This window comes from Desulfovibrio sp. JC022 (assembly GCF_010470665.1).
Classification (GTDB): domain Bacteria; phylum Desulfobacterota; class Desulfovibrionia; order Desulfovibrionales; family Desulfovibrionaceae; genus Maridesulfovibrio.
In genome coordinates, this window is sequence record NZ_VOPZ01000001.1 from 21,885 (window position 1) to 47,287 (window position 25,403).

21 protein-coding genes are annotated in these 25,403 nt (G+C 50.5%); 1 reads left to right on the forward strand and 20 read right to left on the reverse strand.

The features are described 5' to 3' along the window. Positions 1 to 98: 98 nt before the first annotated feature. The 3 genes from FMS18_RS00120 to FMS18_RS00130 form a co-directional block, all read right to left on the reverse strand. Positions 99 to 2,027: a TRAP transporter permease gene (locus tag FMS18_RS00120; protein WP_163291718.1), complete on the reverse strand. Its 1,929-nt coding sequence runs from the start codon at positions 2,025 to 2,027 to the stop codon at positions 99 to 101. A 230-nt stretch (positions 2,028 to 2,257) separates the two neighbouring features. After that, positions 2,258 to 3,247, reverse strand: coding sequence for a TAXI family TRAP transporter solute-binding subunit (locus tag FMS18_RS00125; protein WP_163291719.1), 990 nt, complete (start codon positions 3,245 to 3,247; stop codon positions 2,258 to 2,260). A 246-nt stretch (positions 3,248 to 3,493) separates the two neighbouring features. Further along, positions 3,494 to 5,161 (reverse strand): gamma-glutamyltransferase family protein, encoded by a 1,668-nt coding sequence (locus FMS18_RS00130; protein ID WP_163291720.1) that lies wholly within the window; start codon positions 5,159 to 5,161, stop codon positions 3,494 to 3,496. 187 nt (positions 5,162 to 5,348) lie between these two features. Here FMS18_RS00130 and FMS18_RS00135 point away from each other — a divergent pair, with 187 nt between their 5' ends. Beyond that, on the forward strand, positions 5,349 to 6,107 hold the full coding sequence (locus tag FMS18_RS00135; RefSeq protein ID WP_163291721.1) for an ABC transporter substrate-binding protein: 759 nt from the start codon (positions 5,349 to 5,351) through the stop codon (positions 6,105 to 6,107). A gap of 82 nt (positions 6,108 to 6,189) precedes the next feature. Here FMS18_RS00135 and gltX read toward each other — a convergent pair whose 3' ends face one another. From gltX to ftsA, 17 genes are all read right to left on the reverse strand, one after another. Beyond that, positions 6,190 to 7,584, reverse strand: a complete 1,395-nt coding sequence (gene gltX / locus FMS18_RS00140; protein WP_163291722.1) for a glutamate--tRNA ligase — start codon at positions 7,582 to 7,584, stop codon at positions 6,190 to 6,192. 262 nt (positions 7,585 to 7,846) lie between these two features. Further along, positions 7,847 to 8,071 carry a NifU family protein gene (locus FMS18_RS00145; protein WP_136673590.1) on the reverse strand — a complete coding sequence of 75 codons (225 nt, stop codon included), beginning with the start codon at positions 8,069 to 8,071 and terminating at the stop codon, positions 7,847 to 7,849. A 144-nt stretch (positions 8,072 to 8,215) separates the two neighbouring features. After that, the gene (locus FMS18_RS00150) at positions 8,216 to 9,271 is read right to left on the reverse strand and encodes an HDOD domain-containing protein (RefSeq protein ID WP_163291723.1); all 1,056 of its coding nucleotides are present in this window, start codon (positions 9,269 to 9,271) and stop codon (positions 8,216 to 8,218) included. Positions 9,272 to 9,415: 144 nt separating this feature from the next. Next, positions 9,416 to 10,270, reverse strand: a complete 855-nt coding sequence (locus tag FMS18_RS00155; RefSeq protein WP_163291724.1) for a glycine betaine ABC transporter substrate-binding protein — start codon at positions 10,268 to 10,270, stop codon at positions 9,416 to 9,418. Positions 10,271 to 10,301: 31 nt separating this feature from the next. After that, complete coding sequence (locus FMS18_RS00160) at positions 10,302 to 11,135, reverse strand: proline/glycine betaine ABC transporter permease (RefSeq protein ID WP_163291725.1); 834 nt, start codon at positions 11,133 to 11,135, stop codon at positions 10,302 to 10,304. Position 11,136: 1 nt separating this feature from the next. Continuing rightward, positions 11,137 to 12,327: a glycine betaine/L-proline ABC transporter ATP-binding protein gene (locus FMS18_RS00165; protein WP_163291726.1), complete on the reverse strand. Its 1,191-nt coding sequence runs from the start codon at positions 12,325 to 12,327 to the stop codon at positions 11,137 to 11,139. Positions 12,328 to 12,937: 610 nt separating this feature from the next. Then, entirely contained in the window at positions 12,938 to 14,335 is a 1,398-nt protein-coding gene (locus FMS18_RS00170) for a sigma-54 dependent transcriptional regulator (RefSeq protein WP_163291727.1), read from the reverse strand. Beyond that, positions 14,335 to 16,068: a nitrogen regulation protein NR(II) gene (locus FMS18_RS00175; RefSeq protein ID WP_163291728.1), complete on the reverse strand. Its 1,734-nt coding sequence runs from the start codon at positions 16,066 to 16,068 to the stop codon at positions 14,335 to 14,337. Before FMS18_RS00175 ends, FMS18_RS00170 begins: the two co-directional genes overlap by 1 nt. Positions 16,069 to 16,083: 15 nt before the next feature. Continuing rightward, positions 16,084 to 16,941, reverse strand: coding sequence for a DUF4405 domain-containing protein (locus tag FMS18_RS00180; RefSeq protein WP_163291729.1), 858 nt, complete (start codon positions 16,939 to 16,941; stop codon positions 16,084 to 16,086). A gap of 147 nt (positions 16,942 to 17,088) precedes the next feature. Next, complete coding sequence (locus tag FMS18_RS00185) at positions 17,089 to 17,556, reverse strand: Spy/CpxP family protein refolding chaperone (RefSeq protein ID WP_163291730.1); 468 nt, start codon at positions 17,554 to 17,556, stop codon at positions 17,089 to 17,091. Positions 17,557 to 17,897: 341 nt separating this feature from the next. Continuing rightward, positions 17,898 to 18,374: a Spy/CpxP family protein refolding chaperone gene (locus tag FMS18_RS00190; RefSeq protein WP_163291731.1), complete on the reverse strand. Its 477-nt coding sequence runs from the start codon at positions 18,372 to 18,374 to the stop codon at positions 17,898 to 17,900. A 209-nt stretch (positions 18,375 to 18,583) separates the two neighbouring features. Next, positions 18,584 to 19,246 (reverse strand): ABC transporter ATP-binding protein, encoded by a 663-nt coding sequence (locus FMS18_RS00195; RefSeq protein WP_163291732.1) that lies wholly within the window; start codon positions 19,244 to 19,246, stop codon positions 18,584 to 18,586. Positions 19,247 to 19,254: 8 nt separating this feature from the next. Next, on the reverse strand, positions 19,255 to 20,415 hold the full coding sequence (locus FMS18_RS00200) for an ABC transporter permease (RefSeq protein WP_163291733.1): 1,161 nt from the start codon (positions 20,413 to 20,415) through the stop codon (positions 19,255 to 19,257). 12 nt (positions 20,416 to 20,427) lie between these two features. Further along, positions 20,428 to 20,841 carry a DUF2318 domain-containing protein gene (locus tag FMS18_RS00205; RefSeq protein WP_163291734.1) on the reverse strand — a complete coding sequence of 138 codons (414 nt, stop codon included), beginning with the start codon at positions 20,839 to 20,841 and terminating at the stop codon, positions 20,428 to 20,430. Between the two features lie 149 nt (positions 20,842 to 20,990). Then, a complete protein-coding gene (locus tag FMS18_RS00210) occupies positions 20,991 to 22,679 on the reverse strand; it encodes a radical SAM protein (RefSeq protein WP_163291735.1) in 1,689 nt (562 codons plus the stop codon). Positions 22,680 to 22,745: 66 nt separating this feature from the next. Next, a complete protein-coding gene (gene ftsZ / locus FMS18_RS00215) occupies positions 22,746 to 24,023 on the reverse strand; it encodes a cell division protein FtsZ (protein WP_163292243.1) in 1,278 nt (425 codons plus the stop codon). Positions 24,024 to 24,146: 123 nt separating this feature from the next. Continuing rightward, entirely contained in the window at positions 24,147 to 25,376 is a 1,230-nt protein-coding gene (ftsA, locus tag FMS18_RS00220) for a cell division protein FtsA (protein WP_163291736.1), read from the reverse strand. Between the last annotated feature and the right edge of the window lie 27 nt (positions 25,377 to 25,403).

Consider the following 25,403-nt stretch of genomic DNA (forward strand, 5'->3'; position numbering starts at 1 on the left):
TATTGTGGGCTTTACATTTGCGAAGCTTATTAAAAGGTTTTGGGATTCTTAAACCCTTTTGCAAAAGGGTTTAAGAATCCCGGCAGGGTCGCCGAAGGCTATACAGCTTCAAAGGCCTGTTTCCTGAACACCGACCTCTCACGCAGCATCATTACAATCAATAAAGCCGCACCCGCAGCATGCAGCCGCATGTCGGGCCAGAGCAGCAGTGTTGCTGTGCCTGCGTAGAGCAACCGTTGACCTATGTTCAAAGCGTAGGTGTTGAACCCTTCAAAGAATACCGCGAAGCAGAAAAGACCTGCTGTGGCGGTGATCACTGTTTCGGCAACCTGCCAGAGCGGGCCTTCGAAAAGGATCGGGGTGTAGCAGAAAAGCAGGGGGATTATGTAGAGTCCCTTGGCTATTTTCCATGACTCAAAGCCCGTTTCCAGCGGTTTTGATCCCGATATGCCCGAAGCACTGTAAGCCGCGAGGCAGACCGGCGGGGTCACATTGGCATCCTGAGAGTACCAGAAAATCAGCATATGGGCCGCGATAAGGCTTGTGCCGAGCATTTGCATGGCCGGGGCAGCCAGAACCGCCAGAACGATGTAGGAGGCGGTTACAGGCAGTCCCATGCCCAATACGAGGGATGCTATGGCGACCATGACGATGGTCAGCATCAAGCTGTTGCCCGCAATCATGGTAATGAGCATGGAAAATTTAATTCCCATGCCGACCATGAGTACTACGCCGACCACAATGCCGGAACAGAGCAGGATGACCCCGGTGGTGACCATGTTCTGACCGCCGGAAGCAAGGGCGTCCATGATGTCTCGCCCGGACATGCGGGTTTTGGGGTTGAGCCAGCTGGAAACGACGATAGCCGCTATTCCGCCGCAGGCCGCAAAGGTCGGGGTGAATCCGTACATGAGCAGCCCCATGAGCGCGCCGATGGGTATGAAGAAGTTCCAGCCCTCTTTCATAACCTGACCGATGCGTGGAATGTCTTTTTCGGGAATGGGTTTGATACCCAGTTTTTTGGCCCGCAAATGGACAAAGAAAGCTACGCTGACAAAATACATGATCGCCGGAATGAAGGCCACGCCTACAATTGTCAGGTAGGGAATCTGGGTCCACTGGCTCATGATGAATGCACCAGCTCCCATAATGGGCGGCATAAGCTGACCGCCTGTGGATGCTGCCGCTTCAACTCCCCCGGCAAATTTGCTGGGGAATCCGGTTTTTTTCATCATAGGAATTGTGATGGACCCGGTGCCCACTGTGTTTGCAACCGCGCTGCCGGATACCGACCCCATAAAGCCGGAGGCAAAAACCGCCATTTTGGCAGGCCCGCCGATGGTGCGGCCCATACTAGCCATAGCTAGCTTGATGATGAATTCCCCGGCTCCTGATTTGATCAGGAACGAGGCAAAGAGTACGAATAAAAATACAAAAGTACTTGAGATCGTCGCAATGGTTCCGAATATTCCGTCCGGGGCAAAGTACATGCGGTAAAGCATGCGCTGTACGGTCACGCCCGGAAAATGCCAGAGCCCGTCCAGATACTGCCCGCCGCCCAGTCCGTAGAACAGAAAAATCGCAGCCAGACAGGGGATGAGCAGCCCGGTGGTTCGCCGGGTTATTTCCATTAAAAGAACAATCGCTAACCCTGCTGCAATGAGATCTGCCATAATCGGTACTTCATTGCGCATGTGCAGAGCATCTTCGAAAAATACGAGATAAAGTCCGGTGGCGAACGATAAAATTGCCAGAAAATAGTCAATAGGCAGAGTCTCGCGGGCATGTCGTTTGAGCATCGGATATTGCAGGAATCCGATAAAGAGCATGAATGAGTAGTGTACAGCATTGCGCTGAATTTCCGGCATGATGCCGATGGTGTTTACCCAGAGATGAAACAGGGAACAGATGATGCCCGTGGCATATAAAAGCTGTGCGGTGCGCCCCTCGATCACGCGTTTGATCGCAAGGGTTTCCCCGCCTGAGTCTTTCTTGACTGCCGCTTTAGTGGAAGTAGTGTCAGCCATATATGATGCCTCCGGCGGCTCTCCGAGGGCCAAAGAACCCTTTTGGAAAAGGGTTCTCTGGACTCTCCTAAAACTTTTGTTAAGGCTTCGCCGCTGTGGATTATGAAAAATTGCGTTATAAGAATTGATTAAAAACTATTAAAAGGTTTTGGGATTTTTAAACCCTTTTGCAAAAGGGTTTAAAGCCCCCGGCAGGGTTCCCCGAAAGGGCCGCCGGAGGCTATAAAACTCTATTTTATAACACCGACTTCACGGTAGAATTTTTCAGCACCGGGATGCAGGGGCGCGGGCAGTCCTGCGGTTGCACGCTCCAGCGACATGGCCTTGGTGGCCTTGTGGATGTTGTTCAGGAAGGGCAGGTTTTCGAAAATTGTTTTGGTGATCTTGTAGACCACTTCGTCGGGCAGGTCAGCGCGGCAGGCCAGAAAGTTGGGCTGGGCGATTGTTCTGATTTCCTTGTCCTGAGAAGGATAGGTCTTTGCAGGGATCACATAACGGCTCCAGATGGGGTATTCCTTCTGGATTTTTGCAAGCTGGGCATCGGTGAATTCAAGCACGGTTACATCATCCGCTCCGAGTTGAGCGTAAAGCTGGGTGATGGCTGCTGCGGGAGGTCCTGCGGGGATGTTTGCCCCGGAAATACGTCCGTCCATCATCGCCTGTGCGGAAGGGGTGTAGCCGAGGAATTCAAGTACGAGATCCTTTTTGACATCCACACCCATGAGTTTGAGAAGAGTGCGTCCGGAACCTTCGGTGCCGCTGCCTCGTTTGCCGATGGAAAATTTTTTGTCCAGTCCCTTGAGGTCGGAGATGTCACCATTTTTTACGTATTTGTTGAGCAGGGGGAAATGTTCAACATTTTCCCAGAGCATGGTGATTGAACGGAAATCCTTAAATGCTTTGCCCTTGTAAGGCCCTTCGCCTTTGTATGCGTTGAGGCCGAAGAGAGCTTGAAGAATTGCGAGGTCAGCTTCTTTATTCTTGAGCATCTGCACGTTTTCGCCGGACCCTGCGGAGTTGATGGCAGTGGCGGTGATTTTATCGGCCTTGGCAAGCTTGATGCTGACCAGTGTGCCGATGGCAACGCCAACGGGGTAGTAGGTTCCGCCTGTGGTGGCGGTGGCAATGATCAGGTTTTTGTCACTTGCCTGTGAAGGTGCGGCTGTAAAGGTAAGACAGAGCATGCAGGTCAAGACGAGGCACGAGAATTTCTTGAACATTCTTCCTCCGGTTTTTTTGATGTTAATCTGGCTGGTGTGCAGTATGTAGAGCAATGGATTATGGAAGGGGTATAGTATAGAATGAACAAAAAATCCAGATTAGATAATTTTTTGCGTTTTACATCAATGCGCGGGGTTTATTTTAAGTAATAAATATTATTGTGTGTTGTGTCGGTGATGATTTGTAATGTGTTTAAATGTTGGATTTTTTGGTTGTTACTGTTTGTTAGTCGTTCTTCGCCTCTCTTAACACAGTCCGGCAGCATATCCATCAGAGCGTGGATCACATCCGGAGCATAGAGTTCCTTTGTTTTGGTCACGGACTATTATTTGTCCCCGCCCGAAAAGTGTGCGTTCATACCCGTTGCGCATTTCAATGTCGTGCCCCATGGAAGACAGTTTTTTTGCGGTTTCGTCGAGCAGTCCTTCTTCAAGGCATACCTTGCCTCCAGCTTCCCCCGGTTCGATGCAGAAACGTAGCCTGTTCAAGGCTTCCTGCGGATCGGCCCCGTCATCCAGCATGGCTGAAATTACCTGCATGTGGCCTTGTGGCTGCATGAATCCGCCCATGACCCCGAAAGTTGAGTGCAGTGATTTGTCTTTGCGCAGGCAGATGCCGGGAATAATGGTGTGGTAGCTACGTTTGCCCCCTGCAAGCGCGTTAGGATGGGCCGGGTCGAGGGAAAAGTTGTGTCCCCGGTTTTGCAGGGAAAAACCAAGCCCTTCGGGTACGATTCCGGTGCCGAAGCCCATGTAAACGGAATTGACCATGGAGCAGCCGTTGCCGTCCTTGTCTACAACGCAGAAATATACTGTGTCCGAAGAGTTAACCGGAACGCCTGATTTAGCTTTCGGGTTGGCACGGTCCGGGATAATTAAACCAGCTCTTTTGGTTCCATAAGCAGGGGAAAGAAGTTCATTTAGCGGGGACAAGTAATATTGCGGATCAGCCACATGTTGCCTTGCATCCGCAAATCCCAGCCGCATGGCTTCAATCATATGATGTATGCGTTCCGGGGAGTCCGGCGTGCCGAGTCCAGCTACATCAATGCCCGCAAGTGTGTTCAGGGCCAGCAGGGCCGCTAAGCCTTGTCCGTTGGGCGGGCATTGGTGAATTTCGTAGCCATGGTAATCAATACTGATGGAGTCCTGAAACAGGCTGGTATGTTCAGACATGTCTCTTTTAGACAGAAATCCGCCGTTATTCCGGATAATTTTAACGATTCTTTCTGCAATGTCACCTTGGTAAAATAGCTTTTTAGCTTGCATGGGCGAACAATCGGCCAGCCGGGCAAGGAGCAGACCCAGATTGCGGTTAAGCATGATTTCGCCGCAGCGTGGTGCTTTTCCGTTTAGAAGCAGCTGTTCCCCGCCGGGACTTTTTTTTAAGATATCGGTTCCTTCGGACCATAGTTGAGCTGTTACCGGACTGACCGGGAACCCCTGCATGGCGTAGCGGATTGCCGGACTGAGAATCGCAGAAAGCTCAAGGCTTCCGTGCTGTTCTACCAGATCCGCCCAGAGCGCGAGGGCACCGGGGGTGTTTACAATCATGGCATGGCGCAGGGGAAGTTCGCCGGATATGCCCATAGCGGTTATTTTTTCAAGGGAAATATCCTGCGCAGATTTACCTGATCCGTTCAGGGCGGAAACTTTTTTATGAGCTGCATTGTAAAAGAGTGCGAATGCATCTCCACCCAACCCTGTGCTGCATGGTTCGATCACGGCAAGTGCCGCGGCAACAGCGATGGCTGCGTCTGCTGCATTGCCCCCGGCCCGCAAAATTTCCAGTCCGGCTTCAGTTGCCAGCGGCTGGCTTGAAGCAACCATACCTTTAGTGGCGTAGACCGGGGAACGGCGTGAATTAAATATGAATTCAGGCTGCTTGTGGCTGGAAATTTCATAAGGGGACATTGAAGCTGCTCCGGTTGTATTGTTGAACTTTTTGCGCAATGGTAGAAGCAATCGCAGGTAAAAGGCAACAGTGTTGTGTTGGGCTGTAAGTTTCTAGTTGCAGTGTTTGAGGGGGAATAATTGTGCCTGCTTAGCTCCTCAAGGGGCTTGATTGCATTTATTTATTGTTTATGGCTAATGTTACATTATGGTTACAATTAATCGTATTTTGGGGTTGGTGGTATGTCTGCTGTTCAGCTCTGTTTGTGCTCATGCTTCCGGGCTAAGATTGATGGCGGAAGAGTACCCTCCATACAGCTATCAGGTGGATGGTGAGGATAAGGGGGTTTATGTTGAACTGGTGCAGCAGATTCAAAAGAAGCTGGACGAAGAATCTTCTAAAATTAAATTTTATCCATGGGCGCGTGGATATAAGAAATTGCAGTCCGGGGATGGCGATGTTCTCTTTCCTATGTGCATGACCTCAGAACGTTCAGTTATGTTTAAGTTTGTAGGGCCTGTTTTTTGGGATGATATTTATTTTTATAAGAAAAAAGGAAGCCGTATCGATTTAAAAGGAATTGATGATGCTAAGAGCGTCGATAAAATTTCGGTTACCAGATATGATATTTTTCATTTGAATCTGGCCAGTCTGGGATATACCAATCTTGATTTGAGCACATCACCTACATGTGATTTTATGAAACTGCTTAACGGTCGGGTGGATCTTGTGCCCATGGGCCGTAAAGTCATTTCCCATTTTTTTAAGCGCAACCCCGAACTTGATTTCAACCTAATTGAACGGGTCGGTTCATCGGTTTTTTTTACTACAAATTATATAGCCTTTGCATTGGACACACCGGACGAGGTTGTCCAAAAATGGCAGGAAGCCTTAGATGAACTGAAGAGAAACGGCGAGTGGCAGAAAATAGTGGATAAATATTTTCCGCCTGATCAGATAAATTAGTTGTTTAGACATGAAAAAAGCTCCGCACATCATAACGATGTACGGAGCTTTTTTTGTAATTTTAATAACGCGCGAAGCGCAATTATACCAGACTTACAGCGCGGTTCATGCGGGCTACGGTCTCGTCCTTGCCGAGTACGAGCATAAGGTCGTAAAGGCCGCCGGGAGACTGAGTACGACCGCAGAGCGCGAGACGCACGGGCTGGCCGATAGCCTTGAATTTAAACTCTTTCTCTTCAAGAAAGCCTTTGCAGACCGCTTCAAGGGAATCGTGGCTGTATTCTTGGTCAGCTTCAATACGCGCGGTCAGTTCCTTGAGGATTTCCACTGCTTCGGGCTTGAATACTTTGGCAACAGCTTTTTCATCGTATTCCAGTGCCGCGCTGTCCACGAGGAAGAAATCGCACATATCGGCCATTTCTTTGTAATTGGTGGAGCGGGGCTGAAGCAGGGGGATGATCTTTTCAAGGTATGCATCTTCAGCTTCCACACCTTCGGGCAGGAAGGAACGCATGCCGGGGATCAGGTCCGCAGGAGCCTTGGCTTTGATGTACTCGCTGTTTACCCAATCCAGTTTCTTGGTATCGAATACTGACGGGGAATTGCCGAGATGGTCGGTATTGAAAAGTTCGATCAATTCTTCACGGGAGAAGATTTCCTGATCGCCGTGGGACCAGCCGAGGCGCACGAGGTAGTTGACCACTGCTTCGGGCAGGTAACCCATTTTTTCGTATTCCATAACGGAAAGCGCACCGTGACGCTTGGAAAGCTTTTTCTTGTCCGGGCCGAGGATCATGGGCACGTGACCGAACTTGGGTACATCCCAGCCGAGAGCTTGATAGAGCTGGATCTGGCGCGGGGTGTTGTTAACGTGGTCATCACCGCGCAGAACGCTGGTAACGCCCATGGTATGGTCATCCACTACAACTGCGAGGTTGTAGGTGGGGGAGCCGTCACTGCGGCGCAGGATCATGTCGTCCATTTCAGCATTCTCAACGCTGATGGGGCCTTTGATCATGTCAGTGAAATTGGTGCGGCCTTCGAGGGGAGCTTTGAAACGTACAACCCTGTTTTCGCCGGGGCCGAGATTTTTCTCGCGGCAGGAACCGTCATATTTTGGCTTGCGTTTTTCCTTCATGGCCTTTTCGCGCATGGCATTAACTTGTTCGGAGGTACAGTCGCACCAGTAAGCTTTGCCTTCATCCAGCAGTTGGTCGATGTAGCCGTTGTAAAGGTCGAAGCGGTCGCTCTGGTAGACTGGATCTTCGTTCCAGTCCATGCCCAGCCATTTCATAGAATCTAGAATGGCGTCAGTGTATTCCTGCTTGGAACGTTCACGGTCGGTGTCTTCGATGCGCAGCACAAACTCTCCGCCGTCGTGCTTGGCAAGAAGCCATGCGAAAAGTGCGGTGCGTGCTCCGCCGATATGCAGGTGCCCAGTGGGGCTGGGTGCGAATCTTGTTACGGTTTTAGCCATGTTGGTTGTCTCCTGAAATTTTATTATGATGCGCTAACGCGCTTTTTATTTAAAAATTTCGCCTCCGGCGGCTTAACCCCTTTGAAAAGGGTTTAAGAATCCCAAACTTTTTTATTAGGGTTTCGCCGCTGTGGCTCTAAAATTTTGCGGGATATAAACGTAAAAAATCCGCCGTAAACGGCGGTATTTTCAGCTGAGTTTGTGTGCCCTGCGTGTCTTTTTATTTGCCAACCGGCCGGAGCATGCTCCGACCGGAAAGATTTTATTCAGCAGGCTCTACGCCTTTGAGTTCTGGAAGTTCCTTGAGCAGAGTACGCTCAATGGCGTTCCTCAAGGTGATCTGGGACATGGGGCAACCCTTGCAGGCTCCCTGCAAACGTACTTTGGCAATGCCTTTGTCAGTTACCTCTACGAGTTCTACGTTACCGCCGTCAGCCTGAAGAAAAGGTCTGACCTTATCAAGAGCGGCTTCGACTTTATCGTGCATGGTAAATCCTCCGTTTGGTATGCCCGCTCAAGTACTTTCTTTAAAGAGCCTTGTCAAACCCGTGAGTGCCCGTTTACACTGTGTCGAAGTGATAGATTTATAGATGTATGTAAGATGTTGAGTTTTAATTTTGAGTGGAAAAATTTATGCGGCCATATTTTTCAGAATGGCAAAGGCATCATCCAGAACAGGACCCAGTTCAGCGTCAAGTTTACGTAATTTTTCAGGAGTCAGGCCGTGTTTTTCCCATCTTTCATTGTTCACATTGCGGATAAAAAAATCACCGCTTCCCCCGATTCCCATGGTCTTGGCAATGATGTTTGCGAAGTAAACGTAAAGGGCTTCCGGCGATTTGGCTGCTTTGGTGGGATTGTGATGGTTGAGTACTGCGTTGACCAGTGAAAAGGGCAGGTTCCACTTGCGCAGCAGCATGCTGCCCAGTTCGGCGTGGTCAAATCCGGTAACAACCCGCTCGGCCTTGAACATGAGGGCTTTTTTGTTACGTGAAATGGCAGTGGCTGCAATTGCCCGCTCAGGCAGGGCCATCATAAGTACAGGGCGTCCGATATCGTGCAGCAGTCCGGCAACAAAACATTTTTCCGGGATGCCCTGTTTGAAAGTCTTGGAGAGTTGGCTGGCTATAATCCCGCAGGCGAAACTGTGTCGCCAGAAAAGTTCCAGATCGATGATGTCAGCCGGTAAACCTTTGAACATATCCATCACCGATGTCCCCATGGCAAGGGTGGAGAGCTGGTTGGTACCGACCACAGCCACAGCCCTTGAAATGGTATCGATTTGTGCTGGGAAATTGTAAAACGCGCTGTTGACCATGCGCAGCAGGAAGGCCGATAGGGCAGTGTCTCTTGAAATGACTTTTGCCAGATCGGAAGCAGAGCTTGCCGGATCATTGATGGTCTGACGCATTTCAATGAAAACCTGAGGCAGGGAGGGCAGCTTGATTTCGGTGCGCATGAGCGAGATCGGGTCCACCTCTGCGAACTTTTCTTTGGGCATTGGTAATACCGGCTGCGGTTTGTATAGTTCCGGGTTTTCCATGAGGTCACGGGCAACATGGGTCAGACCCAGTTCGAAAAGCGTAGCCATGACTGGTTGCTCCCGGTCAGTACGGGTAAAACGGTCCTCCATCAATGCACTGGCCTTCTGCATGATTTCTTCAGGGACGGGGATGTGTTCAGTCATGGTCAACCGCCTTGGATTTGTCTGAATTTCTGAATTTTATAATATATTAAAAGAGGTTTGAGGGGAAGCTATCTGCGTAGAAAATAATAAGGCCTCCCGGAAAATTTTCCGGAAGGCCTTGTCGTTTGGCTATAAGGATATTTCTTATTTCAGCCAGGAATCAACCTGCGCTTTGTTTTCCTTAATGAAACGCTTGGCGTTGTCATAAGGATCAGTGCCCTTTTCCTGATTCCAAGCCATTACCATCTGAAGCTGGTTTGCGTCTTTCCATTCGAACTTGTCGAGGAAAGAGTATACTTCAGGCATGTCTTTATCGAGGCCTTTGCGGACGATGGTGTTAATGGTTTCGGATTCACCGAGCACTTTCTTGGGATCTTTGAGGTATTTGAGGTCCCAGCGGCCGAACATCCAATGAGGGGACCATGCGGTAACCACAATCCATTCGTTGTTCTTAACAGCGTCGGCAAGGGCGGCAGTCATGGTTGCGCCGGAGCCTTCCATGAGTTCGAATTTGTCGAGACCGTATTTTTCAATAGCATCTTCGGAAAGACGCATCAGGCCTGCACCGGGGTCGATGCCGATGATTCTGTCGTTAAATTTGTCAGCGTATTTGTTGAGGTCGGCAATGGAGTCCACTGTTACGTAAGAAGGAACAGCCCAGCCGATTTTAGCACCGGAAACAACCGGGCCGAGGTCCACGACTTTGTTCTGAACACGTTTCAGGTAATCTGCGTGGGTAACGGGCAGCCATGCTGTAGCCAGTCCGTCCACATCTCCGGTTCCGACTGCCTGCCACATAGCTGCTGCGGCAACGGGGATGATTTCGCATTCGTAGCCCAACCGTTCTTCAATAACAGCTTTAAGCACGTTGGTGGTTGCTGTAGCGCAATCCCATTCTACGTAAGCCAGTTTTACTTTCTTTTTGTCACCTGCAAAAGAGGGTACGGCAAAAGCCGCAACAAGCAGGGCCGCAAGAATTAAAGTAAGCACCTTTTTCATTGTAGTCTCCCGATAAAAGTTTCGGCCCCGGCTATTTTTTGCCGGATCCAATGTTCTGAAGTACGCGGTCCATGATCATGGCCACGATGACGATTCCGATTCCTGCCTCGAATCCTTTGCCCATCTGCAATCTCTGGATTGCTTTCCAGACTTCTCCGCCAAGCCCCTTAGCCCCGATCATGGCGGCGATGACCACCATGGAGAGGGCCAACATGACCGTCTGGTTGACCCCGGCCATAATGGTCGGAGTTGCAATGGGAAGTTCGAGTTTAAAAAGTCTCTGCCAGCGGTTGGAGCCGAATGCCTCGGCGCATTCCACCAATTCTTCAGGCACCTGCTTGATTCCAAGGCAGGTCAGCCTGATGGATGGGGGCATGGCAAAGATGATTGTTGAGAAAATCGCGGCAACCTTGCCCAGCCCGAAAAACGGGATGGCCGGGATCAGGTATACAAAAGCCGGCATGGTCTGCATCACGTCAAGTACAGGCATCACTACCCGGTCAACATGTTTGTTCATGGCTGCCAGAATGCCGATGGGAATTCCGATCATAAGTGCCAGCAGGGTGGAAACAATAACCAGCGCAATGGTACTGACTGTAGCTTTCCAGAGTCCCATGTTCCAGATCAACAGCAAACCGGCGGCAGCAAAAATAGTGGTCCTTTTACTTTTGGTCAGTCGCAGGGTGATGGCTGTGACAATGATGATGAACATCCACGGAGGGCAGGCTCTCATGGCACCTTCAACTACATCCAGACCGGCTTCAAGCACTGCGGAAAAGGCTTTGGTGGCGAATGAAAAATGTTCCACCAGAAAATCAATCGACGATTCAATAACTTCCCCGACGGGAATGCGTGGGACATTCATTCTAGTTGCCTCCTCTTTCTGCAAGGGCACCGATAAGGGTACCACGGACAATGACCCCTTTAAGTTTATTCTCTGAACTGATGACCGGCAGGGGGAGTGTCCGGTCCTGCATGATGTTGAACAGTTCCTGTGCCGGGCAATCCAGATCAACCGCCTGCAGGTCGGTATGCATTATGGTCTTGATGTCCTTACCTCCGGCTTCCACGAGTTTGGCGCAGTCCCCGGCATTGAGCATGCCGATGAGCTTGTGCTTTTCGTCGAGGACAAAGAGGTTGGAGATGTTGTTTTTACGCATTTTGCGCAGGGAGGCTCTGGGGCCGTCGGTTTTTATGTAGGCCACAGCATCGATCTTTTTCATAACCGATTCAGCAGTGAGGACCTTGGTGATATCAACGTCTTCCACAAAGCGGCGAACGTATTCAGTGGCAGGTTCGGTGAGGATTTCCTCGGGTGTGCCTACCTGAACAATTTCACCGTCTTTCATGAGCACAATGCGGTCACCGAGCTTGAGGGCTTCGTCAAGGTCATGGCTGATGAAGACAATGGTTTTGTGCATGCGTTCTTGCAGGTTGATGAGTTCATCCTGCATGTCGCGGCGGATAAGCGGGTCCAGTGCACTGAAGGCTTCGTCCATGAGCAGGATGTCCGGGTCGAGGGCAAGTGCGCGGGCCAGTCCTACCCTTTGGCGCATACCGCCGGAAAGTTGGTCCGGGTATGAATCTTCCCATCCGCTGAGGCCCACCAGCTCCAAGGCGTCCATGGCCTTTTGTTTGCGTGTTTCAGCATCCGTGTCTGCTATTTCCAGTCCGTATTCGGTGTTTTTCAGAACAGTGCGGTGCGGGAAAAGTGCGAAGTTCTGGAAAACCATCCCCAGCTTTTCAAGCCGGATTTTGCGCAGTTTATTTTTGCTCAGGGTGGTGATGTCCTCCCCGTCAATAAATATTTTTCCGCCGGTGGGATCAATTAGCCTGTTGATGCAGCGGACAAGGGTGGATTTTCCGCTGCCGGAAAGACCCATGACCACAACTATTTCACCTTCTTCAACACCGAATGAAGCGTTGTTAACGCCTACACCGTGTTTGGTTTTTTCCATGATTTCATCTTTGGTAGATCCCTTTTCAAGCATCGGAATGATTTTCTTAGGGTTGTTACCGAAGATTTTATAGAGGTTTTCGACTCTGATTTTTTCCATGACTTCTCCGTTAAATAAAACTAAACACTGTCCTCCCGTTTCAAGGAGGGCAGTAAAAACTAATTGGAAGGTGTGTTGATGAGAGAAAGAGAGAAGAGGAGGGGAATTTTTTCCGGGGCGGAATTAGGGTTGATTTCCTGAACGGGCGTGCCGGTCGGTTTTATGTAGTATCTTTGTTTAGAACGCATTATTCTATGCAGTGTTGTTTTGTTGCAGTTGTGTTTGATGTTGTTTTTGGAAAGTATGGTTTTTACATTAGTAAAGTGCAGTTTGTATAAGCTGCTTTTGGGTGAAGTAAAAACTCATTTCTGCCGAATGTTACGGTTGCGATAAAAAGGATTAAATCGCCTCCGTGTCGAGTTTAAAAATTATTAAGCTCGAGTTTTAAGGGTAGATAAAATATACGCTTGTGTCAAATAAGATTGATTTTTGTTCGGATAGCTTGGGTATTACGCCCTTTCAGCAATGAATGAGAGCTGAGCAAAGCTCAGAATAGATTGCAGGGGGTGATGGGATGAGAATGGAGATAATCGGGAATAATTGCTCCAGTTCATAAAAAAGCCCGGAAACAAAACGTTTCCGGGCTTGGGTGCTTGGCTTTAGGGATTGGTTATCGACGGGTAAGCCCGTATTTTTTCAATTTGTATTGCAAGGTTCTGCGGCTGATGCCAAGGGCGTCCGCAGTCCGTTCCCGGTGATGCTGGTTGGCTTCAAGGGCGGTTATCAGGGCCTGACGCTCTGCATCATCAAGGGTGGTGGCACCCGGAGGTGTGGCGGGAGCAGTTTGCGGGGCCTGTTGTTGCGGCTGGGCAGGGGGATCTGCTTGCCGGGGTACGGGGTTCTGTACCTGTGGAGGCAGCAGTTCCGGGCCGAGCACTTCACTGCGGCTGAGGATAATGGCCCTCTCCAGCACGTTTTCCAGCTCGCGGACGTTGCCGGGCCAATCGTAACGGTCCAGCACATCCAGAAAAGACGGACTGACCGAGCGCACTTTCTTGTTGTTCTTGCGGCCCAGTTTTTCCAGCAGGTAGGCCACCAGTGATGGTAGATCGCCTACACGGTCCCGCAGGGGCGGTATGCGAATTTCAAGGACGCTGAGTCGGTAATAGAGGTCTTCGCGGAAATTTCCTTTTGCCACTTCTTCTTTCAGGTCCCGGTTGGTGGCAGCGATGATGCGCACGTCTGTTTCCACCGGGGATACACTGCCCAGAGGCTCTACTACTTTCTCCTGTAAGGCTCGCAGAATCTTTGCTTGCAGAACCGGGTCCATTTCTCCGATCTCATCAAGAAAAAGGGTGCCACCTGAAGCGAGCTGGAACCGTCCGGGCTTGTTGGTGTTGGCTCCGGTAAAAGCCCCTTTCATGTAACCGAAAAGTTCACTTTCAAGCAGATCTCCCGGAAGGGCCGCACAGTTTACTTTGATCAGCGGTTTGTCCGCCCGCAGACTGGCCCGGTGCAGACCTTCGGCTACAAGTTCTTTACCTGTGCCGGATTCACCAAGCACAAGGATGGTCGCTTCAGAAGGTCCGGCCTGTTCAATGAGGTCCTTTACATGGAGCATGCCCTGTGAGTTGCCGATCATTTCTTCAGTGGCTCCGGCAGCGGATTTGAGCTTCTCATTTTCATCCACCAGCCTTGAGTAATCAAGGGCCTTGGTCATGACCGCCTTCAGTTCTTCATTATCTGCGGGTTTGGTCAGGTAGTCGAAGGCACCGTGTTTCATGGCCACCACTGCGGAGTTCACATTGCCGTATGCGGTAAGCATGATCACCGGAAGTCCGGGCATGACGCTGTTTAATTCTCCCAGCAGGGCCATACCGTCCATGCCTTCCATGCGCATGTCGATCAGGGCCGCGTTCAAGGTCAGTCCGGGCAGCATTTCAAGGGCCTGCTCACCGGACTGGGCTTCATGCACATTCCAGCCGTCACTTTCCAGCACAGCCCGGATGAGCATGCGCAGTGACGGTTCATCATCAACTATGAGTACGTTTTTTCCTATGGCATTCATTATTCAGATCCTTCATTACGCGGCTTTGGGAAGAATAGCTTTACGCAGGTACCGTCCAGCGGTCCGGAGGTGTCCGGTTCGGAAATAGTAACCCGTCCATTATGGCCGCGCATGATTGTATTGACAATAGCAAGCCCTAAACCTGTTCCTTTGGGCTTGTCGGTGAAAAATGGTTCAAGGGCGTGTTTGCGTATATCTTCGGGCATGCCCGGACCATTGTCACAGACGCTGATCCAGACCCCGTGTTCGGTTTCTTCGGCAATGATCGATATTTTGCCGTTTTCAGAGGGAACCGCGTCAAGGCTGTTGACCAGCAGGTTGAGCAACACCTGCCGGATTCCGTCCGGGTCGGCATATACGCGCTCGGCATTAAGTTCGTTCTGCAACTCAGTTCCCTTGTGTTCAAGATCAAAGCCCATGAGGGTCTGCATGGATTCGCAGAGTTTATACAGGTCAAGGGATTCGGGGTTCAGCTCATGGGGTTTGGAAAGGTAAAGCAGGTCGGTGACTACTCTGTTTAAACGATCCGCTTCGGTGAGCATGGTGGTTGCGTAAGTACCGTAAGGTTGTTCATCCTGAAATTTATCCGCAAAGAGCTGGGCGAATCCGCGCAGGGAACTTAAAGGATTGCGGATTTCATGGGCCACTCCGGCTGCCAGTGAACCGATGGAGGCCAGTCTGCGGGCTTCGTAAAGGTCTTCTTCCAGTCCGGCGATATCGGTGCGGTCGCGGATAATGATCATGTTCCGCTGTTCTTTTCTGCTTTCAAAGTATGGTAAGAAAATCAGCTCAAGGTTCTTGCCGCCAAGCAGGACATGTTCCCAGACAACGTTACCCCGTTTGAAATTCTGCAAAGATTCGTAGGAAAAATCGTTCCAGTTTTTGCCTACTAGAACTTCATCTGCCGGACTTTGCAGAAGTTTATGCGCGGAACCGTTAGCCGAAAGGATGGCTCCCTGCGTGGAGATTGTCAGCAGTCCATCGGGCATGTTGTCGAGCAGGTTGGCTTGAAATCGTTCCAGCCGGGTCAGTTTTTTTCCTTCTTCTCGTCGTTGAAAATAGGCCACAGCCAGCAGCCAGAGGACCAGTCCGGCCAGAAAAATATATCCGGTCTGAAGCAGTGCGGCCCGGCGGTATTGATTGAATTGGCGCAAATGTTTTTCCGCGCTCAGTCCCAGCAGCAGATAAGTCTCCCGCTCCTGCGGGGGCATGAATCCGCGTCTCTTGTGACCGTACAGCCGTTGCAGAATGGGCTGGCCCACAGTGCCGTAAAGCAGGGCTGCTTTGCCCTTGATCATGACCGGAGTGCTGGATTCACGCATTTTGGTGATCATGTTGAATAGACCGGAGGGCGGTACGTAGGCAGGGTTGTTGTCTCCGTCCTGTTCTACCACCAGCATGGGTTTGTGGTCCGGCCCGTAGAGCGCGATATAAAGCAGGTCTCCCTGTGCGACCATTTCCCTGAATAATTCACGTGCATCAGGCAACAGCTCATCAGGCATGCGTCTGTTGTGCATTCCCGGCTGTCTCATACGCCTGGCTCCTTCCACCAGTTGAATATCCAGTCCGCGTGCAATGGAGCGTGCGGAGAGCAGCATGTGCTCGAATACCGTCTGGTGCATCTGGCGCAGGTTGTGCCATGTAAGGTATAAACTTCCGGCCCCGAGGAGTATCAGGGCCAGAAGTGCCAGAGCTAGAGGCAGCTTATGCGATTTTTGTGAGCTTAATTCCATTTCGTCCGGTTCTGTTTACGGATTGAGCAGGGTGCTTATGGCACGCGGAGAGTCAAGGCCAAGTGCCCCCGCAATTTCCTTGATGGGGGTGTCTTTGTCAATAACTACACCCTTTTCGCGCAGAATCCCCAAAGAAGTGTTCAGGTCCAGATTAAATTTCGCACAATATTGTTCAAGGCTCATGCGCCCGATTCCGGTTCCGGTTCCCGCAGAGTGGGACTGTTCCTGTCCTTGTGGAGCACTGTCGGTATCTTTTTTTACGGAACTTTTTTTGCCGGGCTGATCTTTAAGGATGATTTCATGAACTTCCTTGGGGGTCAGACCAGCCTTGTTGGCAATGGATTTGATGGGTTCTTTGGTGGATTCAAGTTCGATTCCGGCATTTCTGATGGAGGCCGCAGCTTTGTCCACATCAAGTCCCATGCGTTTGCAGAAAATTTGCAGCGGGCTGAGTTCGGCGTGCCCGTATGGAGGGATGCCGTACTTTGTTTCGCCTCTGGCCTGAAAGTATTTGCTGAATTCCAATACCTGCTTCATAGGCGGCAATTCGGCCAAAGTACCGAAGGTCACGAAAAGTGTGATGGCAAGGCTTATGTAAAATGCGGGTGAGGTGAAATTTGCATCCCCGGCCTTTTTCTTGAGGTAGGCGAGGATGGGCTTCCAGTTCAGCCAGATGTGCAGGATGGAGATAACAAGGAAAAGAACTCCGGTGCAGATATGGATGTCGCCCCATTGTTCCTTGCTCAGGCCGAAAAGGGTCCAGTCCGCCCAATAGGCTACGCGGCCCTGTGGTACAATATATAGGACTACGCTGGTAATAATCAGGACTATGAACGAAAAGAAGCTGGTCAGGGATGTGATTTTTCTAAACATACAATTCTCCTTTGATTTGCTCTGATATTAGTAGCTTAAATAGTCCTGAATGTGGAAGATTATTTAATAAAAAAAGGAGGACCAAGCAGTCCTCCTTTTTACCCGTTTTCCTGTAATTAAGTGTAGATGAACGTTATTTAAAGGGTTTTAGGAACCTTGGCCCGGACATCCGCCGGCGGGGCAGTTGCCCTGCCGAGAGTTACCGCAGCCTCTGCCGCCCTTACCGAATCCCTGCCCCATGGGCGGGAAGGTCAGGCCGGTTTCTTTTTCTATTTCTTCAGCCATTTTGTTGTGTTCTGCGTAAAGCTTATTCCGTACTTCGGTGAGTTCCTTTACCAGAGCATGGATGGTATCCTTGTCTGCTTTGCCGGACTCTACCAGAGCGTTGAGTTCAGTGTGTTTTGCCCACTGATCGCTTTTCAGGGTCTGGAATGTGGATTCATATTTTTTGATGATGTCCTGCACCTGCTGTTGTTTTTCAGGTGTCAGTTGCTCATATGCAGCCCAGTTACCATTGTGGTAGCCGGTATTCCGGTAACCGTTGCGTGCCATGGCGACAGAAGCTACTGCCAGAACCAGCACGACGATCAGCGGAATCAGAGTTTTTCTCTTCATATGATCTCCTGATGCGGTTAAAAGTTGTTGCCCTCTCAGTCTGTCATAAAGCATGTGGCGTGCCAAAACTGGAAGGTTAGTATAATCAGTGTGTTATGCTGTTTTGTGCAAGAGTTGGGATAGGTGTAAGTGCAAAGTGTATGTGCAGGTGATTGCACAAGAAGTGCACGCTCACCTGCATTAAGCTTAAATCTTCTAGAAGATGACAGATTTAAAGCGTGGAAAGAGATTGGTAGTACTTTATTAAAATTAAAAAAGGAGGCCCGGGGAGGGGCCTCCTTATAACAGGGGGAAGGAGTGTTCTATTTCTATGCAGGGGATGATGAAATTATTTATCTAGCTTAAGAGTTCCAGTGCCCTCTATTGTCATTGTTATGTCTGCGTCCTTTGCGGGTACCGTCGTCATCAAAGCCGCGACCGCCTCCGAAACCGCGCATGGGCATATCAATGCCGGTGGCTGCTTCGAGTTCTTCATTGACCTGTTTGCGGAGGTCATAGCCCTTGGTCCTGAGTTCTACCATTTCTTTGACCAGCTTGCTGATAGTTTTCTGGTCGGCCTTGCCGGAATCGACCAGTGCGTTCAATTCGGTGCGCTTAGCCCACATCTGGGTTTTGATGGTCTGGAATTCGTCTTGATGCTTCTGGAAGATGGCTTTTACTTCCAGCTGTTTTTCAGGGGTAAGCTGTTCGAAGATCTGGCGGGGACCGTTATGGTATCCATTGTGGTCGTTTCTGTGGTTGCCCCCGCGGGCCATTGCTGTTCCGGCCATGGCCATTACCATAATTGCTACTACGGGAATCACGATTTTCTTTTTCATGGTTCTCTCCTTGGAGTTGTATGAGTTCTTGTTGTCTCGTAATTCTCCTAAAGCACAGGCCGTGCCATTTTACGTAAGATGTTAAACCTTTTGAATTTATGGTTAAATGTATACTTTTTTAGTCTGAAAATGAATATGCAAAGATCTGCGCAAGCCTGCACATCTTGTGCATTATAAATGTAAAAATGCACTTATAAAACTTAATGTTTCTAAAGAGTTCTGCCGTCTTCCAGTAAAATAGTATCCTTAGCCATGCTGGCATGGACCCGCTCGTGGGTGACCATGGCAATGGTCAATCCCTCATCATTGAGATCCTGAAGGATTCCCATGATTTCATTGCCTGTAGCTTTGTCCAGACTGCCGCACGGTTCGTCGGCAAAGAGGATTGAGGGTGACTTTACGAGAGCTCTTGCAATGGCTACCCGCTGCTGCTCGCCCCCGGAAAGCTGTCCCGGAAGGCGGTTCTCTTTACCCTTTAAGCCGACCCGCTCAAGGCAGGTCCGTCCGTGCTCCAGCAGTTGTTCGTTTGCTGGTCGCAGACTGTCCAGAAAGGGCAGGAGTACATTTTCGTGGGCGGTCAGGTAAGGGAGCAGGTGGTGCGACTGAAAGATAATGGAGAATTCATCTTTCCTGAGCCTGTCGATTTCAGAGCCGGACAGAGAAGTTATTTCACGGTCTTTGAAGTAAACTGTTCCCTGTTCAGGGCGGAGCAGGCTGGAGATAACGCTTAGCAGGGTTGATTTACCGGAGCCGGAGCGGCCGACAATGGAGGTGAATCCATTTTCAGGGATAGTGATTGAAACATCGTCCAGTACAGTTACAGCTGTGGGACCTTCACCATAACTATGGGTAATTGATTCTGTTTTAAGCATAGTTGTCCTTACAGTGAAACAAGGGTTCTTGATGGATCAACGCGGGTAGCGCGAAGTGACGGGATAGTGGCTGAGAGAACAGCCAGTCCTGAAACAGCCAGAAAAGTGATTCCGAAGGCAAGTGGGTCAAAAACTATTTCTGCTTCCCCCATATTCAGGTTCTTGAGGATTTCTCCGCTGGCAAAGAAACCACCCAGATAACCTAGAATTCCTGAGATACAACCCATGAGCAGTGCCTCAAGGCAGAAGATGGAAAAGACCGATCCTGTGGAAAATCCCAGCGAGCGCATGAGACCGATTTCGGTTTTGCGTTCATTTACTGCCGAGAAAATGGAAAGTCCGATCATGAAGCAGGCGGTGAGCAGGATCACTCCGCTAACAGTCCAAGCCATTTGATTTACAAAGCTGATGGCGGACATGCGTTGCTTAACCACATGTTGCAGGGCTTTCACTTCCGCACCGGGGACTACTTTGACGATCTGCTGTACTATTTCATCAATGGGGCATCCGGCACATAGTGCGGCTACTTCAATGAAATGAACGGCTCCGGGCCGTCCTACGCTGTTACGCAGCAGGTCGATATCCATAAAGATCACGTTATCATCCTCGGTTCCGGTGGGGTCGAGGATTCCGGCTGTCAGGAGTTTGTTTCCTTCTATCTCAAGTGTTTCTTCAGGTTTTATTCCTAATTTGCGGGCGGCATTGAAACCGAGCAGGATTTCATTTTGATTTTCCGGGAAGCGGCCCAGCGGATACCAGTGTGTTTTGATACTTAATTCATCAGCCATGCTGACCCCGACCACTGCCACCTGTTGACCTTTAATCTTCGAAATAGCAGCGAATTTGGGCGCAACAGCACTGAGCCGTTCTTTCAATTCAATGGACCGGATCGATTTCAGTACCGGAGTCCCGTCAAGCTCATGTGATCCGTAGGCCACGTTGCCGAGGTCCAGACCGCCGTAGCTGACCGAGAGGGATTCGGTCTTCGGGGTGATCAGTATGTTGGCCCCGAATTTACTCATTTTTTCTTCAAGGCTGTTGCCCACTACGGTGGAAAGAAGCTGGATGGAAACCACGGACATTACTCCCACGGTGAATACCGCGCAGAGCAGTATTGTGCGCAAGGGTCTTCGTCCAAGGTTACGCAGGGGGATAGTGAAAAGGTTCATGTGTTGCGCTCCTTAGAAATATATGGCCCCGGATCTGACAGCATCCAGTGAGATTACAAGCTTATCACCTTCAGTCCGTCTTTCCAGCGGTGAAGGATTGCAGCCGCCTTTGACCACATTTATGCGTGTGGAATGGAAGCGCATGCCGCAGTTGTTGCAGACCATAAAGTCCCCCTGCTGGGAATATCCCTTTTTGGAACGGTAGCAGACGTCGCAGGCATCAAAGGCCGCCCTGATGGTTCCGTCCTTGCTGCGGACCACAAAGAAACGAATTTCTTTTCCGTCCATATTTATTGAATAGTAATGGGCCTCGCCGTCATTTACTTCATTTATAGGGATAGTAAGTTTCTGCGGCCCTATTTCCATTCCGGCAAATCCATTTGTGGGCAGCAGCAGAAAGGCCAAAATCAAAATCATTTTTTTCATGAAAAACTCTCCTTTAAATTCTATACCGCAATAGTATGCAATTAGTGTACAAAAGTAGTTATTTCAATAAATAATGATTTTGATCAGGGAATTTAAATTGAATGTGCAAGGTTTTGTGCAATTGATTTGCACAAGTCTTGGAGAGCGGGCTATTTTTCGTTAAGCCACTGGTGCATGCCGCAGCTTTTACACTCAGCGCAACCATCAGGCGGGCAGACCGGGGTCTTTTCGGCTTTCTGGAATCGTTGCCATTCTCGCCAGAGGTAAGATTTTTTTACTCCGGTATCGATAAAATCCCACGGCAGTGGTGAATCTTTATCAAGTACTTGGTCAACAAAACGTTCAGGATTGCCTTCGTAGAATTTAGATGCTTTTTTCCAGCCGCCGTGCTCTGCTGCATAACTGATAAAATCGGCAAGAGATTCATCGCCACGGGAAAGGATGCCCTGTAAACGGGCCTGAAAGGGGGAGTCTCCGGAAAATGCTATGCCTTTGTATTTCTTGGTCAGTCCTTTGACCTTGGAAAGCACTGCCTTGAGTTCTTTCTCTGAAGGCATGGGTGCCCATTGCAGGGGAGTCCACGGCTTGGGCACAAGGCAGCTTGCTCCGAAAGTAATGCGCATAAATTGCTTTTTCTTTTTGCCCTGACCACGCTTGCGGGCCTCATCCATTTTTTCAAGCATGAGAGCCAGCTCGTCGTAGTCCTCGTCTGTCTCGCCGGGCCAGCCTACAATGACGTAGACCCGCAAATGATTGACCCCTTTGGCTGCACAGAGTTCCACGGCTCGCAGGAAATCTTCTTCTTCAAGGTTTTTACTGGCAGCGTCACGCAGTTTTCTGCTGGCACCTTCAAGGGCAAGGGTCACAGTGCGCACACCCGCAGCGCGCAGGATGTCGAGAAGTTCCTCGGTCAGTCCGTCAGCGCGTACAGATGAAAGGGAAAATTTTGTCTTACGTTTTTTAAGCCATTCAATGTAGGGGATCAGATCCGGCCAGTCGGTGAGGGCAGTTCCTACCAATCCCACTTTGGGCGGGTCGGCAAGCTCCACTATCTTTTTGAGCTGGTCGATGGATGCGTGGCGCGGTGGACGGTAGATGTATCCGGCAGCGCAGAATCGGCATCCGTAAGGGCAGCCCCGGTTTACTTCCACAAGGAACATGTCCTTGAAAACAGCCTCCGGGCTGATGAAGCAGGAATATGCCGGTTCGCTTAAAAGGGGAACCCCGTGACCTTCGGAAACCGGTCCGGGGGGCAGCACCGCTCTGCGGACCTGACCTTTGGTCATACCGGGAACGTAGACGCCGTCCCGATCTTTGATCAGGTCCAGAAATTCTTTTTTACTTCCCCCGCTAAAGATATGCTGCTTCAGTTCGAGGCACAATTCCTTCAATCCCGCTTCAGCTTCGCCCACCCAGAAGAAATCAAAGAAGGGGGCAATTGGTGCGGGATTGAGAAAGGCCACCGGACCTCCGCCCATGACCAGCGGGAAGTCCGGGCGTTCCGCAGCAAGTGGCGGAACGCCCGAATCTTTCAGCATCCTGACCAAGTGGAGGTATTCCTCCTCAAAGTTGACACTGAAACCGATCAGGGGAAACTCGGACAGTTCTTTGTCACTGTCCATGGAAACAGACGGTTGACCCGGTTCACCAAGAAAGAATCTTTCCACCGCAAGTTCCGCGTCCGGAGCAAGTAGACGGTAGACAGCCTGCCAACCTAAGGTTGAGAGTGCAGACCCCTTCCGTCCGGCGAAAACAAGAGCCGTGGGCAGACGGCCTCCTGTTTCTTCAGGCGAGGGTTCTTCCTTTCCGTAATAGAAGAATTCATCAGTTACGGACACGGGTTATTCCCGGTGCGGACCGTTGGGTCCGTACTGTTTCCGGTATATATTCATCGCAAACAGGAATTAATCTGCCTGTTTGCGGATGAAGGTCGGAACTTCAAAGTCATCGTCATCGTGGAAGATGAACTCTTCTCCGCCGGAGTTTGCAGCCTGTTTGGGCTTGAGCTGAACAGGCTCGGGATTTCCAGCCGCTTCAGTGGGCTTGCTTGCGGTGTGGCGCAGGTAAGCGGGAATGGAGCGGTCTTCTTCCGCGTGGGCACTGCCCATCTGGCGTACATTGGTAGCTTCCTGATTTTTTGGAGCCATGCCTCTTGGAGTCAGGTTCGGACGCTGGGGCTGACCGAAAGACTGCTGCTCTACGGGCGGTGCAACAGGCTGTTCGCCTGCGGTGTCAATGCCGGTGGCAATAACTGTGATGCGCATTTCATCGCCAACTTCAGCGTCGAAAACAGTACCGAAGAAAATCTGTGCTTCCTCGTGTGCTTCTTCGTAGATAATATTGGCTGCTTCGCTGACTTCATCAATGGTCATGTCAGGGGAGCAGGTGATGTTGATGAGTACGCCTTTTGCGCCTTCAATGGATACATCTTCGAGCAGCGGGCTGGTAATGGCCTTCATGGCTGCTTCACGGGCTCTGTTTTCACCCCGTGCGATACCGGTTCCCATAAGGGCCAGACCGGAGCTGGACATAACAGCCTGTACGTCTGCGAAGTCAAGGTTGATCAGACCGTGAACGGTGATCAGGTCGGCGATACCTTTGACGCCGTAGTAGAGGACTTCGTCAGCTTTTTTCAGCATTTCGGAGAAAGCTGCTTTTTTGGCGGCAAGCTGGAGCAGGCGGTCGTTGGGAATGGTGATGATGGAGTCAACCACCTTCTTGAGTTCCTCAATTCCTTTTTCTGCCTGCAACAATCTGCGTTTGCCTTCGAAATAGAATGGTTTGGTTACAACGGCAACAGTCAGCGCACCGGCTTCTTTTGCTACTTCAGCGATAACGGGTGCAGCACCGGTACCGGTTCCGCCGCCCATACCGGCGGTAACAAAGACCATGTCGCAATCGCTTACCAGTTCGCGGATCTGGTCAACGGATTCAAGGGCGGCGTTTTTACCTACATCCGGGTTGGCACCTGCGCCGAGGCCTTTGGTCAGTTTATCACCGAGCTGGATTTTGTATTCAGCAAGTGATTTGTTGATGTCCTGCGCATCTGTGTTGGCTACGATAAAGCGTACGCCGGAGAGTGCGGACTGAATCATGTTGTTGATAGCGTTACCGCCACCACCACCACAACCGATAACCTTGATCTTTGCCTGACCGTCGTTTTCAATTTCCATGTAATCCATCATCATTTTGATTTCCCCTGTTTAACTTTTTGCTGATAACTTTTCCGTGATCGGGGTCGGAAAAGAACTTCATGCCTGTGTTCACCTGGACTAATCGCCGACCTTCAACGGCGATACGTATTGCTACGCGATGTCAGTGAACCATTTTCGCATCCTGCCCAGAATGCGGTTGAAAACATTTTCGTCACGGATTCTGAAGACCTGCTCGGAGCTGCCTTCTTTTTCCGCGCCGTACATGAGCAGTCCCACTGCTGTGGCGAATTTGGGACTGTTGACAACATCCTTCAGGCCACCAATGCCTGCGGGATAGCCGATGCGGACCGGCAGATCAAAAATCTGTTCCGCCAGTTCCTGCATTCCGTCCACAAGGGATGTTCCACCGGTGAGAACCACTCCGGCTGCGATCATGTTTTTGTAGCCGCTGCGGACCAGTTCCTGGTCCACAAGGGCCATGATTTCTTCACAGCGCGGTTCGCAGATTTCAGCCAGCACCCTCTTGGACATTTTGCGGTGATCTCGTCCACCTACGGAAGGCACGTCAATGGTCTCGTCAGTGGTGACCATATCGGTTAGCGCGGTTCCGTATTTGACTTTGATCTGTTCCGCAGACCCCATGGGCGTTCTCAGCCCGAATGCTATGTCGTTAGTCAGGTTGTTACCGCCGAGGGCGATAACAGAAGTATGTTTGATTGAATCATTGGCGAAGATTGCCAGATCAGTGGTACCACCTCCGATATCCACGATGGCAACGCCGATTTCCCTTTCTTCTTCTGAAAGTACGGCCTTGCTGGAAGCCAGTGATTCAAGAACAATGTCGGAAACGTCCAGTCCTGAACGGTGGCAGGAGCGGATAATATTCTGCGCCGAAGTTACCGCGCCGGTGACGATGTGGACCTTAACTTCAAGGCGCACACCGGCCATGCCCAGCGGATCGGCAATGCCGCGCTGATCGTCAACAATGTATTCCTGCGGCAGGGTGTGGATCACTTCCCTGTCCAGCGGAATGGCTACAGCTTTGGCTGCATCGATAACCCGGTCCACATCCTTCTGGGTTACCTCGCCGCCTTTAACAGCGATTACGCCGTGGCTGTTGAAACCTTTGATGTGGCTGCCTGCGATACCTGCGTATACGGAGCGGATTTCGCAGCCGGCCATGAGTTCAGCCTCTTCAAGAGCCTTCTTGATGGACTGTACTGTCTGCTCAATGTTGACCACCACGCCTTTGCGTAGTCCGGTGGACGGGGCTGTGCCGATGCCGACAATGTCGACTCCGTCCGCGGTGGGTTCTCCCACAACCGCGCAGATCTTAGTGGTGCCGACATCGAGGCCGACGATCAGATCAGACTTGGACATAATTTTTTCTCCTCATCATCCTTGTAA

What these genes read in the sequence shown, in the direction of transcription:
- FMS18_RS00120 (WP_163291718.1), bottom strand. Translation starts at nt 2,027, where the DNA reads ATGGCTGACACTACTTCCACTAAAGCGGCAGTCAAGAAAGACTCAGGC.
- FMS18_RS00125 (WP_163291719.1), bottom strand. Translation starts at nt 3,247, where the DNA reads ATGTTCAAGAAATTCTCGTGCCTCGTCTTGACCTGCATGCTCTGTCTT.
- FMS18_RS00130 (WP_163291720.1), bottom strand. Translation starts at nt 5,161, where the DNA reads ATGTCCCCTTATGAAATTTCCAGCCACAAGCAGCCTGAATTCATATTT.
- FMS18_RS00135 (WP_163291721.1), top strand. Translation starts at nt 5,349, where the DNA reads ATGGTTACAATTAATCGTATTTTGGGGTTGGTGGTATGTCTGCTGTTC.
- gltX (WP_163291722.1), bottom strand. Translation starts at nt 7,584, where the DNA reads ATGGCTAAAACCGTAACAAGATTCGCACCCAGCCCCACTGGGCACCTG.
- FMS18_RS00145 (WP_136673590.1), bottom strand. Translation starts at nt 8,071, where the DNA reads ATGCACGATAAAGTCGAAGCCGCTCTTGATAAGGTCAGACCTTTTCTT.
- FMS18_RS00150 (WP_163291723.1), bottom strand. Translation starts at nt 9,271, where the DNA reads ATGACTGAACACATCCCCGTCCCTGAAGAAATCATGCAGAAGGCCAGT.
- FMS18_RS00155 (WP_163291724.1), bottom strand. Translation starts at nt 10,270, where the DNA reads ATGAAAAAGGTGCTTACTTTAATTCTTGCGGCCCTGCTTGTTGCGGCT.
- FMS18_RS00160 (WP_163291725.1), bottom strand. Translation starts at nt 11,135, where the DNA reads ATGAATGTCCCACGCATTCCCGTCGGGGAAGTTATTGAATCGTCGATT.
- FMS18_RS00165 (WP_163291726.1), bottom strand. Translation starts at nt 12,327, where the DNA reads ATGGAAAAAATCAGAGTCGAAAACCTCTATAAAATCTTCGGTAACAAC.
- FMS18_RS00170 (WP_163291727.1), bottom strand. Translation starts at nt 14,335, where the DNA reads ATGAATGCCATAGGAAAAAACGTACTCATAGTTGATGATGAACCGTCA.
- FMS18_RS00175 (WP_163291728.1), bottom strand. Translation starts at nt 16,068, where the DNA reads ATGGAATTAAGCTCACAAAAATCGCATAAGCTGCCTCTAGCTCTGGCA.
- FMS18_RS00180 (WP_163291729.1), bottom strand. Translation starts at nt 16,941, where the DNA reads ATGTTTAGAAAAATCACATCCCTGACCAGCTTCTTTTCGTTCATAGTC.
- FMS18_RS00185 (WP_163291730.1), bottom strand. Translation starts at nt 17,556, where the DNA reads ATGAAGAGAAAAACTCTGATTCCGCTGATCGTCGTGCTGGTTCTGGCA.
- FMS18_RS00190 (WP_163291731.1), bottom strand. Translation starts at nt 18,374, where the DNA reads ATGAAAAAGAAAATCGTGATTCCCGTAGTAGCAATTATGGTAATGGCC.
- FMS18_RS00195 (WP_163291732.1), bottom strand. Translation starts at nt 19,246, where the DNA reads ATGCTTAAAACAGAATCAATTACCCATAGTTATGGTGAAGGTCCCACA.
- FMS18_RS00200 (WP_163291733.1), bottom strand. Translation starts at nt 20,415, where the DNA reads ATGAACCTTTTCACTATCCCCCTGCGTAACCTTGGACGAAGACCCTTG.
- FMS18_RS00205 (WP_163291734.1), bottom strand. Translation starts at nt 20,841, where the DNA reads ATGAAAAAAATGATTTTGATTTTGGCCTTTCTGCTGCTGCCCACAAAT.
- ftsZ (WP_163292243.1), bottom strand. Translation starts at nt 24,023, where the DNA reads ATGGATTACATGGAAATTGAAAACGACGGTCAGGCAAAGATCAAGGTT.
- ftsA (WP_163291736.1), bottom strand. Translation starts at nt 25,376, where the DNA reads ATGTCCAAGTCTGATCTGATCGTCGGCCTCGATGTCGGCACCACTAAG.